Source organism: Actinomadura keratinilytica (assembly GCF_039539665.1).
Lineage (GTDB): Bacteria > Actinomycetota > Actinomycetes > Streptosporangiales > Streptosporangiaceae > Spirillospora > Spirillospora keratinilytica.
Genome location: NZ_BAABDO010000166.1, coordinates 1 through 11,178, shown reverse-complemented (window position 1 = coordinate 11,178; position 11,178 = coordinate 1). Strand labels below are relative to the sequence as shown.

The following is an 11,178-nucleotide window of genomic DNA, read 5'->3' as shown; positions in this document are numbered from 1 at the left end:
GACGCCCGTACGATCGTCCACAGTCGGACCTCCGTCGTCCGGCGAGGCCCCGGGAGGTCCGCTGCCCACCAGCGGCCCGGGGCCGACGGCTTGGTGCCATCCGTCACAGACGATCCACCCGCCGAGAGATCCATGACCAGAAGTGTGCAGAAGCGTGCAGAAGCTCAGTGCAACGCCCCCAGCGCACGGCGCATCAGAGCGCGCGCCTGGTCGCCATACACGGCCATCGCCGCAAGCTCGGTAAACGCCTGGGCATACTCTGCGATCTCGCCCGGCTGAGTGATCGTCAGGTACCCCGAGACCAGCTCGACGTTCACCTGCTTGTCGTCGAAGATCCAGAAGCCTTCCGTCGGCCACCGCGTGCGACCTACACCCATGGGGATCACGCCGAGGCTCACCTGCGGCAGCGACGTGCACGTGATCAGGTGGTCGAGTTGCCCCGCCATCGTTGAGGCGTCGCACACCGCCGACCGCAGCACGGCCTCCTCCATCAGCAGCGCGAACCGCCGGTCTCCGCTGTGCAGGACGTGTTGCCGTTCCATGCGGGACGCGACCGCCGCGTCCACGTCGTCGCGCAGGCCGCTGCGCTTCTGGACCGACCGCAAAACGGCTGTCGTGTATGCACGGGTCTGCAACAGGCCGGGCACAAGCCACGACGAGTAGGCCCGGAAGCGCCGGGTGCGCTCGTACACCGGCAGCCGCGCCTCCTGCTGGCGCCGCAGGCCCGTGCGGAGCAACCGCCGCCACTCCACGTACATGCTGTCGACGGCGCGCAAGGCCGCGATCAGCTCGTCGGCTTGCTCGGGCACACCACACACCCGGCACCATGTACGGATGTCGGCGGCCGAGGGCGATGTGGCCGTGTGTTCCAGTTTCGAGACCTTCGTGCGATGCCACCCCGCCTCTTCCGCGAGCGCGGTCGCGGTCAGCCCGGACTCGACGCGGATGTCTCGGAGACGGTCAGCAAGCGCCTTGCGGGCCTGCTGGACGCTGGACGACGGCGAGGTGGCGGACACGGTACGCCTAAGCGGGTCGGTAGTCCTCGTGGTCGACGCCGCGTTCCCAGACCGCCTCGAACGCGCTCGCGCAAAGCTTGGCGGCCGCCGGGTCCTCGGTGACCTCGACACCGGTGGGGCGGCCGTCGCCGTCGAAGTGGTTCCACAGCACCAGGCGCCCGTCCACGAGCCAGAAGTCATTGCCCGGCAGTGCCAGGTCGGACGCGCGCCGACGCGGCAGCCACCGCAGTCGCTCACCGGCGGCGACGTTGGTGAACGCGTAACTGTGGCTGTAGCGGATGTACTCGCTGACCGGTTCGGACACCACACGGGCCCGGCGCACGTCGACGCCGCGGCCGACGGTCTCGACGATCAGGTCGAGCCAGGGACGCCACCAGGACGCGCGGTCGGCGGGGTCCCAGCGGTGCCCGTCTCGCCACGCCTGGATGCGCTGTTGCTCGGACTCGACCGTGTAGACGTCGCGCATCTCCAGGTGCACGGCTGACACGGTGGCCGAGGTAAGCAACTCATGATACGTCGGCGTCACCGGCCACCTCCGGAAAGAACTGGAGCATCCGCGCGGGGAACCGCATGGTCAGCTCGCCCGGCGGGTCGTCACCGACGTCCGCCCGGTTGGCGCGTCCAGCTTCCACCCACGTAGGACGTAGTCGCCGGTGTCGGGGTCACGCCACACGGTAGGCGATTGCCCGTCGTCGGACTGGGGGTCCTTGCCCAGGAACTCCAGGGCCATGCCGTTCTGCCTCTCCGCTGGTGTGCAAAGGCGTGCACGACGACTCTTGCTCTGCGTCGGGGCCGGGTCAAGGGAGAGGTTGCCGGCTACTCGACCAGATGGACGGTGCAGGGCAGCGTCGCGAGCGCCGGCCAGGCGTCCCGCAGGCAGATGCCCGCGGCCACGACCAGGTGGACGACGAGGTGGCCCGGCCGTGTCAGCCGCCCAGACGCACACGGTTACTTGGCCTAGTTGGGCGGCATCCACCGTCACCGGCGCCTACCGACCAACCACCACCCGGTAGACGCCACGCTCAAGCACGCCCTTGGGATGGATCAGGAACGTGCACCTGGTCGCATTCTTCCCGCCCTCCCGGAACCCATCCGTCACGCAGCCGCCGAGGTGCGCGACACCGAGCCCCGGCATCGTCGCGCACCTCGACAGATGCGCCCTCGGCCACGTCGGCGAAGCGCTCGGCGCCGGTGCACCTGCCGGTCTCGCTCCAGGTGAACTTCGTCGTGGTCGGGTCGGTGTCAGTGATGGTGACCTGCCTGGCGAAGGGTGCGGCCCGGGCACCTCATCGCCGACACGGGCTACTCCACGAGCATCATCCGCGCCCATCTGAGGCGGCGGCGCGCGGAACGGCCGCGGCATCCGGGCAGGATCGGAGATTTCACACAATCGGCATTGTGTGAATCTACACAGAGACACGTAGAGTCGATCCGATCCGATGCAGATCGACTAAGCATCAGATCGGATCGCCTTGCTACGCTGATCTCGTGAGTGAGAGTGACGCGGTAGGGAAGTGGGAGAGCGCTGAGCGTGCTGAGCACGCGGGGGGAGCGCTGCGCGACGGCCCGGTGCAGGGCGACGACCTGTCCCCGGACGCCGTCGAAGCGCGCGCCGACGCCACTCGGGCCGCCGGGCGCCGCCCCTGCGAGCACTGCGGCCGTCCCATCCCGCGCGGCGCCCGCGCCGACGCCAGGTTCTGCAGCGACGGGCACCGCAACGCCCACAACCGGGCGCGGCGCCGCCGGGACGCCGAGGAGCTCGCGCCCACCCGCACGCTGCGGCAGGAGCGCGACCGGCTCGCCGCGCTGCTGGCCGAGTTCGAAGAGCGGGTACAAGCCGTGCGGGAACGGCTGGACGACGCCGTGGCCGACGCGCTGGCCGAAGCCGAGCAGGCCCGCCGGGACGCGCAGGCCGCGCGGCGCGCCGCCGAAGAGGCCGACGCCCGCGCCCGGCTGGCCGAGGAGCGCGCCGAACGCGCCCGCCCCCAGGCGCAGGCCGCGGCCGCCGCCGGCGATCCGGGCATCCGCGAAGCCGAGGCGCGGGTGCGCGCCGCCGAGCAGCGCGCCGACGACGCCGCCGAGCAGACCGGCCGCCACAAGCAGGCCCGCGAGGACGCCGAGCAGGAACTCGCCGCGGAACGGCACCTGCGCGAGGTCGCCCAGGAGGAGGCCGCCGCCGCACGGCAGGCGCACGCCGAGGCCGCGGCCGAGGGCGAGCGGCTGCGAGACGCGCTGGCCGCCGCGGTCGGCGAGCGCGACACCGCCCGCGCCGAGCTGGCCGACATCCAGCGACGGCTCGCCGAAGCCGACCGGCACACCGCCGCCCTGCAGGCGCAGCTCGACGCCGCCCGCCACGAGGCAGCGCAGGCCACCGTCCGCGCCGAAGCCGCCGAACGGCGCGCCGACCAGGACCGCCAGGCCGCCGAGCAGGCCCGCATGGACCTGGTGACGGCCCAAGGGGACGCAGAGGCCGTAAAGCGGCTGCTCGCCCGCACCGAACGCGAACTGGAGCACGCCCGCACCACCGCCGACCAGCAACGCGAACGCGCCGCCGCCGCCGAACACCGCGCCCAGGCCGCCGAGGCCGACCTGGCCCGGCTCCGAAAAAGCACCGGTCCCGCTGGGCGTTAAAGGCCCCGGCCGCAGGGCCGCAGCGCGGACGACAGGACGCGTCCGGTCACGCGGCGCGCGAGACGGCGAACGGCTGCGTCTCCCACTGGCGCGCCCCGCGAAGGCATCGCCCGGTTGTGCCCGTCGCTGCAGAACCTCCGAGCGGGTAGGCGAATCCAACCGAATGAGGGGCCGCCAGGGCCCGCCGGAACTCCGCGGAGTCGGCGAGGGAGTGAGCGGGGTTCGAGGAATCGATCATCATGGCGCGGAAGCGCCGCGGATGGTTGCCGAGGATTTCGTCGGCGATGACGTTGCACGGCACCAGCCCCGCGGGCATGGGCGTGCCGGTGACCGGTGTCCGCTGCACCTCGGTGTCGTGGCGGCCCAGGGGGGCGAACCAGCTGTGGGGTGTTCCCTGTCGCCCCGGATCTTGGCGAACCGGCGGCCGTCCAGCAGGATCTGGATTCCGCAGTCGTTCTCGCCCAGGATGCACGCGGTCTTCTTCCATCGCCCGTTGCCGGTCGGACTCATCGGCGTTGCCTTCGTTCGGCCTGCTCGTCCCGTTGGGCGCGGGCGCCTCGTCCGGCGTGGTCGCCGCCGTCGCCCCGGCACCGGGCCCGGCCCGCCCCGCGGCCGGCAGGACGGGCCGGGCGCGCCGGTCAATCGGTCGCCGCCGCGGCCCGGGTGTCGCGCAGCGCGGCCAGGGCGGAGGCGAACATGGTGGTCTTGATCGCGCCCAGCGTGGCGCGGTCCTTGCCGGCCAGGGGCCGGACGCGGGCGTCGGCGACGGCGATGAGCCGCTCCAGGTCCGCGACGTCGTCGACCAGGCCCAGCTCCCGCGCCTGGGGACCGCCGAACCGGTGTCCGGTGGTCATGGAGGCGATGGCGGCGGCCGGGGTGAGCTTGGCTTGGACGAGAGCGGCCATGCCTGGGGTGAAGGGCATGTTGATATCGACCTCGGGCAGGCAGAGGTAGCCGCGGTCGGTGCGCATGACACGGAAGTCGTGGGCCAGGGCGAGCATGGCCCCGGCGCCGAAGGCATGGCCGTTGACCGCGGCGATCGTGGGGACGGGCAGCGACAGCACCCGGGCCAGCAGGCCGTGCACCCGCTCGACGTAGGGGAGCAGTTCTTCGGGGTGGGCTCCCAGCCAGTCCAGGTCCAGGCCGTTGGAGAAGAACTTGCCGCGGCCGGTGGTGATCAGCGCGGCGGGCCCGGAGCGGTCCACGACGCTGTCCAGGTGGCCGTGGACGGCGCCGATCCAGTCCGGGGAGAGCCGGTTCTCGTCCCCGCCCAGGTCCAGGACGAACACCGGGCCGTCGTTGCGCAGTTCGGGCATGGTCACTCCTTGGTCGTCGAAGTGGAGGGCCGGCGGCCGGGACGGCCGGGCGGCGGGATGGCCAGCACGGCGCGGACGGCCGCCTCCAGCCGCCGCCGGGTGTCGGCGCCGATGGGCGTGGCGGCGACGGCCGCCTCGTCGGCGACCGGGGCGGTCAGGGCGCGCCGGAACGCGGCGGTGGGCAGGTCGACCACGCACAGGGTGACGACCTCGACGGCGGCCGCGTCCGCCCGCCCCCACAGGCCCCGGGCCAGCCGCTTCAGCAGGTCCAGCAGCCGCCGGTCGAGCGCGAGCAGGTCGGCGGCCAGCTCATCGGGCAGCTCGGGGCCCAGCAGCCGCTCGCGGTCCACGCTCATCAGCATCCGGGCCGCCGCGGGGCGCCGCAGCGCGAACGCCGCCGGCGCGTCGGCCGCCGCCACCACCGCGTCCACGGCCGCCCCGGCCGGCGGTTCCGCGGACTTCGCGGCCTCCCGGACCGCGGTCTCCTGCAGGTCCAGGAAGTCGCCGGCGGCCCGCAGCCACACCCGCCCCAGCAGGGCGGGCAGAGACCCGAACGCGTGGTAGATCGCCCCGTTCGACACCCCCGCCGCGGCCGCCAGGCCGCGGATGGTGACGCCGTCGGGCCCCGAGCCGGCCACCAGCCGCTCGGCGGCGTCCAGGATCAGCTCAGGGTCGTACAGCCGAGGTCGCGCCATGCCCGTAAAGTAACAGAGCAGATGCTCTGTTATTCGACCGCCCCCCGAAGCCCGCCGACACCGCCGTCGCCGGTCGCAGCGAGCCGCACCGAGCATCGGCCGGGGGCCGCCCTGTGCTCTCGGTGTCATCGCCTGCCCACGGCCGCCCTTGACCAGTGCACGGTCCGCGGCCTCCCGTCCTGCGGCAGGCGGGCGTGCGGGCGTGGTGGGCCGATGCGCACTGGAGGATCGGAGGGGCTGTAAACCTCCGGCACGCACCGGCCCGGGCAGAGAAGGCCCCGCCCCGTCCCCCCGCGGGGCGCTACCGGGGTCCTGCTCCTTCGGGATTCCCGCACGCCACCCGGTCCCACGGACAGGCGCGAGAAATGCACGTGCATCGGCAATAGCAGTCGAACCGTGCAAGGACAATCATCCAGCACTTGGACCCGCAACACGTCCGATTTCGCGCCCCACGACACAATCAAACAAAATAAAACAAGAACGATCTTGGGACGTTTCCCCAGGTCAGCCCCCTTCTCTGTTTGATTATGTGTAGAACGTCGCCTGTGCCCGCACATGGCGTGTTCGACCTTCCAGTCACACCACCCTGACGGCACGTGCACGGATATAGTCCGATCAGCAAGTCCCCAACCAGGGATTAGCCGGACGGCCGCTACCCGTTCGGCTGCGCCTAAAATGCCCGGTCCCAGCTGCACAACACCAGAAATCGGACAAAGCGCAGAGGAGCGCAATGCAGACGATCTTCTACCTCATAAGAAGCGAAGCGGAGCCCGCCCGGTGCAATTCGGGCGGCGGGCAGGCAGGGGGCCGGTGACAGCCTCACCCCCCGCCGAACGCGTCCACACTAATGCGCCCCCTCAGACGAGGGCAGGAACCGACCGTCCGTGAAGTCGAGGAGTTCCTGGAGGAGACCTATCCGGGGTGCGACGCCGCCACCCGGCTGCACGCCCTGGTCTTCTGCTGGGTGTACGTCCAGGTGTTCCGCGAACGCCGCGGCAGGGAGGCCGTCGCCGAGAGGGCCGGCCGCCGCGGGGTGACCCCCCGCAGGCTCAGCCAGATCATCGCCGGCGACTTCGCCGGCGCGAGCTGGGCGGCGCTGGAGGCGGTGCTGATCGCCTGCGACGCCGCACCCGCCGACATCCAGGTGGCTCAGCGGCTCTACGACAGGTCGGCGGCCGGGCCCCCGTGCTCCACGGGCGGGACGCCCGGACGCGGTGAGATCCCGCGTCCCCCGGCGTCCGCCGCGCCGGTGCCGACCGACCTGCCATGCACATCCCAACCGCACCACGGCGAGGGCTGGCACGGCCGGGCCCCGGACGGCGACGCCCACCGCGACGCCGCCCCTCCCGGGCCCCCGCCGCCTGCCCCCGACGACACCGAGGAGGAGACAGCCACGATCGACGCAGGTCCACCCGCCAGGTCCGACGCGGCCGCCCTCCGGCAGCTCCCCGGAGACGGCGACCCCCACGACGGGGCGGTGGACCACCAGCCGCGGGCCGGCCGCCCGTCCGCGGTCCACGAACCCGACCCGATGACGGCCACCACCGTCGAGGAGTTCGTGGCGTTGCTGAAGCAGTTCCGGCTCTACAAGGTGGGGGAGCGGCCGCTGCGCGAGATGGTCAAGGCGGCCCAGCGGCATCCCATGGTGGACCGGCCCTACTCCTTCAGCTCGCTGTCCACCATCGGCCGCAACGGCAAGCTGCCCAAGCGCGCCCTGCTGCGCGCCTACATCGCCGGGGCGGACGGCACGGCCAAGGACATCGAGCGGTGGGAGAGGGCCCACGGCCGGCTCTCGATACTCCTGGCCCGCAGCAACGGTCCTCTCCCCTGACCAGGGGAAGGACGCCCCGTCCCACCACGGCGACGGGGGCTCCCTCACCACCTTCGCGGGTGGCGCCTGCGGCACGGGCGCCACCCGCCGCCCCCCCGAGCAGAAAGGTCGACGTCCGCATGGCGGTCACCGGGCCGCAGATCAGGGCCCCACCAACGCAGGCGCCCCGACCTGCGGAGACGACGGCGGCCTTCCCGCCTCCGACACCGACGGCAGGAAGGCCGCCGTCATCGAAACCGCCGTCCCGGTGTCGCGGGACAGCGCCTCCGCCACACGAACCGACCGTCCAGCGACCGTAGAAAGGCAGGTCCGGCTCGTCATGCCGAGACTAGACCCGCTCCGCGCAACCGGGAACCCTGCACACCTCAGCTGGCGCAAGAGCTCCCGTTCCCTGCCCGGCGACGACTGCGTGGAGGCGGCGCGCCTGTCACGAGACCTCATCGGCGTCCGCGACAGCAAGGACGCCGTCACCGGTCCCGTGGTCGCCGTCACCCTCACCCAGTGGCGGCGGCTCCTCGCCCAGATCAAACAAGGCCGTCACGACCTTCCCTGACCCGCCCGTGATCCCGCACGGCCGGTGGGATGATGAGGCCGGGGCGGCCCTAGGCAGTGTCGTCAAAGTGGCTGCGGGCTGGTCGGTCGATGCGGACCATGTGGCCGCTCTTCGACAGGCGCATCCATCGGCGGCGCGGCGTCGCCGAGCGCTGCTTTCGACCGCATCGGGCGGTGACACGGCGCCGCCACCCGCGCCACTGCAGGACCGCCGAGTCCTTCCGAGTCGCCGACACGTCGACCGCCCTGCCGATGTGGCCATGACACTTTGACGACACGCCCTAGTGGGCATTCGGCCGCGTCAACATTCCCCTTCCGGTGGACCCCGACGCCTCCAATGGTCGGTGCTGGTGACGGTCTCCGGCAGGGGCGGTGGCCCCACCTGCGGCCGGACGCCGCCGGTGGGGCCACCGGTGAGTCACCGCGCAGCGGGCCCAGTCCACGCAGCGGGCGAGCCGGACGACCGGCGCGCCCGGTCCCGGTCTGATCGCCGACGAACGGAGGCGGTGCAGATCTGCGCTCAGGGCTGCTCGCGTTCGGTGCCATGCACGTGCTCGGCGACGACCGGACCGTCTGGCCGCCATCCCCATCTCGGCCTGATCGGGACGCGGGGCCATGTCGGTGTGTCAGGGGGTTCCCGGCGGCGCTCGCGGCGTCCTCGGAACGGCGGTCGGGACCAGCAGCAGCCGGTCGCGCAGTCCCGCCATAGCGGTCAGGCCGCACGCGGTGACCAAGGCGCGCAGCGCCTCAAGGGCGACCGGTGGCGCCTGGCGGCTGTTGCTCTGCCCGTCCCCGGCGCAATGCCGCCGCCCCCGCAGCACCGTGCCGGTGGCCACGCTCCCCAGCGGTGGCGCGCCCTCAGGCGGCCGTCAGGAAGCCGGTACTGCGATGCGTTCGGTCACATTCCAATGGCGGGAACGACCGGACACGTGCCCTGTCAGCTCCTTGCCCCCTGACCCCCCGGCCAGCGGTCAAGGCGGTCAGCTTCCTCGTTTTGGTCGGCCGACAGTGAGAGGGCACCGGGATCCGGCCGTGGTCACCGCACCCGATTCGGGCGCCCCATACCTTCTTCTGCGGAGAAAGTCAATACCTCGGGAACGATTTGTCGGAAGCAGGAGTTACATTCGGCATCGGCACCACCCCCAACCCCCTGCGTGGAGGACATGTGCCCGATCCCACCGCTCACTCCCCCAACCAGCCCGACGATGCGGGCAAGGTCACGCCTGAACAGGTACAGCAGCTGCAGGCCGCCCTGGCCGAACAGCACCGCAGACTGAACACCGCCGATTCGCAGGACAGCGACAAGCGCACCGCGATTGCCAGCGCAATCTTCACCGCGACCGAGAAGCTGCTGGCGGCCGAGGAGCGGCTGCGCGATCAAATTCGGCAGCAGGAGCGGCAGCGCCGCAACGCCCGGGCAACCCGCGGGGCGCTGGTGGCGGCCGGGCTCGCCGCCATCGCCGCGTTGCCAGCGGCGTTCGGCTGGCCGGACCGCGCCTGGCTGCTCCCGGCGATTCTGCTGGTACTCGTCGCGCTGGTGGCGGCGGCCGACGCATACGCCGACGAGGTGCCGCCCGAGGCCGACGGCCCGCATGTGCCGTTCGTCCGCCAGGCACACGCCATGTTCCTGGTGTTCGCCGCCGTGGGCGTCGCGTTCTTCATGACCATGCAGTCCACCCCGTTGTGGGGGGTGTTCGTGGTGTTCGCGGCGGTGTTCACCCGCCCGCTGTTCACCGCTCTGGCCAAGGACGTCCTGGCCGAGGTCGCCGAAGACCGCAGAACCTCCACCGGCACGGGGCATGCGGCCCGGGAAGGGGCGCGCTCGTGACCTACCCCACCGCCTCCACCACCGTCGACGTCGAAGAACTCGCCGACGTCGTCGACTCCCTGCGGCGCAGGCTGGACCAGCTCGACAGCACCGTCAACCAGGAGCACGCCGAGCGGTTGTACGAGCTGGAGAACGACTACCGCCTGGAGGAACTGCGCGGCCAGGTCGAACGACTGGACGACCGTGCCGACGACCACGATGACCAGGTCGCCTCCGTGCGCACCGAACTGCGGCGGCTGACCGGGCAAGTGCGATGGCTGGAGTACCACATGCGCGCCGAGCGCGGGCTGGAGCCGGTCGACCTCGACCGTGTACCCGACACCTGGGCGCAGCTGGCCCGACATGTGCGGATCGGCGACACCGCCCGCGCGTCCCTCCTCACCGAGCAGCACCGCCGGTACCTGCGCGGCGAGATCGACCGGTACAACAGCGTCGCATCCCAGGCCCGGCAGAAGGAGACCCAGACCCTGCAGCACAGCAAGACCATCGCCACCAGCACGCCCGGCAGTGCCGCGCACACCTCCGCAGCCGCCGGGTTCCGCGCCGCACGCGCCGAGCTGGACCAGCTGTACCAGCAGGCCGAGCGGCTGCGGCAGCGCGCGTTGGACGCCGCCGCCGAGCTGGAGGCCGATGACGCGCTGCGCACGAAAGTCGGACCGCAGATCATGCGCGCCGAACGCGCCCGCCCCCAACTGCTGGCCAAGCTGCGTGACCGGATCGGCAAGTGTGTTCGACGCCACGAGCTGTTCCCGGGCTGGTTCACCGCCGCGTTCGGTTACCGGCCTCCCTCCGACCGTACCGAGGCGTGGACCCGCCTGGCCGTCGATGTGCTGGCCTATCGCCTCGTCTGGGACGTCACCGACCAAGTCGCCGCCCTCGGCGATCCGCCGGCGTACGACGCTGCGCACGGAGCCCGGTACGCCGAGTACCAGTCCCTGGCCAGCCGACTGGCCGACATGCGCTTGTGACCCTTTTTCTCGGTATGCGCGCCCCTCCCCGGCACCTCGGGGGCGGGGCGCCGCACACCCACGGGGCCGCCCAACCTCTGCAAGACACCCAAGCGACCAGCGCGTTCTCATGCGTGTCCCTCTTCGCCAGGTCACCGCCATGTGAGAACCGTGATGCCCCATGAAAGCCATGCCATCGCTTCAACGGCGCATCCACCGGAACTCGCGGCCGCCGCCGTGCAGGAGGCGCCATCCGCCGCGCCCGACATCCATCTGATCACGATCGCTGACCAGGGGGGACGGCGGCGCTAGGTGTACTGACCATGGACGTTGGTGACGGCGACACGGCTGGATGATCTTGA

At 71.9% G+C, this 11,178-nt stretch carries 12 protein-coding genes; 5 read left to right on the top strand and 7 right to left on the bottom strand.

Annotation, left to right across the window (positions count from 1 at the left end):
- Positions 1-164: 164 nt before the first annotated feature.
- From ABD879_RS30280 to ABD879_RS30270, 3 genes are read right to left on the bottom strand one after another with little or no spacing between them, the layout of a single operon-like run.
- Complete coding sequence (locus tag ABD879_RS30280; RefSeq protein ID WP_345025152.1) at positions 165-1,016, bottom strand: helix-turn-helix domain-containing protein; 852 nt, start codon at positions 1,014-1,016, stop codon at positions 165-167.
- Positions 1,017-1,023: 7 nt separating this feature from the next.
- Complete coding sequence (locus ABD879_RS30275; RefSeq protein WP_345025151.1) at positions 1,024-1,503, bottom strand: DUF6879 family protein; 480 nt, start codon at positions 1,501-1,503, stop codon at positions 1,024-1,026.
- A gap of 19 nt (positions 1,504-1,522) precedes the next feature.
- A complete protein-coding gene (locus ABD879_RS30270) occupies positions 1,523-1,648 on the bottom strand; it encodes a hypothetical protein (protein ID WP_345025150.1) in 126 nt (41 codons plus the stop codon).
- A gap of 856 nt (positions 1,649-2,504) precedes the next feature.
- Here ABD879_RS30270 and ABD879_RS30265 point away from each other — a divergent pair.
- The gene (locus ABD879_RS30265; protein ID WP_345025149.1) at positions 2,505-3,647 is read left to right on the top strand and encodes a coiled-coil domain-containing protein; all 1,143 of its coding nucleotides are present in this window, start codon (positions 2,505-2,507) and stop codon (positions 3,645-3,647) included.
- A 46-nt stretch (positions 3,648-3,693) separates the two neighbouring features.
- Here the strand turns inward: ABD879_RS30265 and ABD879_RS30260 are convergent, their stop codons facing one another.
- From ABD879_RS30260 to ABD879_RS30250, 3 genes are all read right to left on the bottom strand, one after another.
- On the bottom strand, positions 3,694-3,993 hold the full coding sequence (locus ABD879_RS30260; RefSeq protein WP_345025147.1) for a hypothetical protein: 300 nt from the start codon (positions 3,991-3,993) through the stop codon (positions 3,694-3,696).
- A gap of 292 nt (positions 3,994-4,285) precedes the next feature.
- Positions 4,286-4,963, bottom strand: coding sequence for an enoyl-CoA hydratase-related protein (locus ABD879_RS30255; protein WP_345025146.1), 678 nt, complete (start codon positions 4,961-4,963; stop codon positions 4,286-4,288).
- Positions 4,964-4,965: 2 nt separating this feature from the next.
- A complete protein-coding gene (locus ABD879_RS30250; RefSeq protein ID WP_345025145.1) occupies positions 4,966-5,658 on the bottom strand; it encodes a helix-turn-helix domain-containing protein in 693 nt (230 codons plus the stop codon).
- Between the two features lie 847 nt (positions 5,659-6,505).
- On the opposite strand from ABD879_RS30250, the gene ABD879_RS30245 reads away from it, so the two are divergent.
- On the top strand, positions 6,506-7,489 hold the full coding sequence (locus tag ABD879_RS30245; protein WP_345025144.1) for a hypothetical protein: 984 nt from the start codon (positions 6,506-6,508) through the stop codon (positions 7,487-7,489).
- Positions 7,490-7,808: 319 nt separating this feature from the next.
- Positions 7,809-8,042 (top strand): DUF397 domain-containing protein, encoded by a 234-nt coding sequence (locus ABD879_RS30240; protein ID WP_345025143.1) that lies wholly within the window; start codon positions 7,809-7,811, stop codon positions 8,040-8,042.
- A gap of 625 nt (positions 8,043-8,667) precedes the next feature.
- Here the strand turns inward: ABD879_RS30240 and ABD879_RS30235 are convergent.
- Positions 8,668-8,877, bottom strand: a complete 210-nt coding sequence (locus ABD879_RS30235) for a hypothetical protein (RefSeq protein WP_345025142.1) — start codon at positions 8,875-8,877, stop codon at positions 8,668-8,670.
- Positions 8,878-9,206: 329 nt separating this feature from the next.
- Between ABD879_RS30235 and ABD879_RS30230 the strand changes: the two genes are divergently transcribed.
- Both ABD879_RS30230 and ABD879_RS30225 read left to right on the top strand, forming a co-directional pair.
- Positions 9,207-9,869, top strand: coding sequence for a hypothetical protein (locus ABD879_RS30230; RefSeq protein ID WP_345025141.1), 663 nt, complete (start codon positions 9,207-9,209; stop codon positions 9,867-9,869).
- Positions 9,866-10,837, top strand: coding sequence for a hypothetical protein (locus ABD879_RS30225; RefSeq protein WP_345025140.1), 972 nt, complete (start codon positions 9,866-9,868; stop codon positions 10,835-10,837). Before ABD879_RS30230 ends, ABD879_RS30225 begins: the two co-directional genes overlap by 4 nt.
- Positions 10,838-11,178 lie beyond the last annotated feature (341 nt).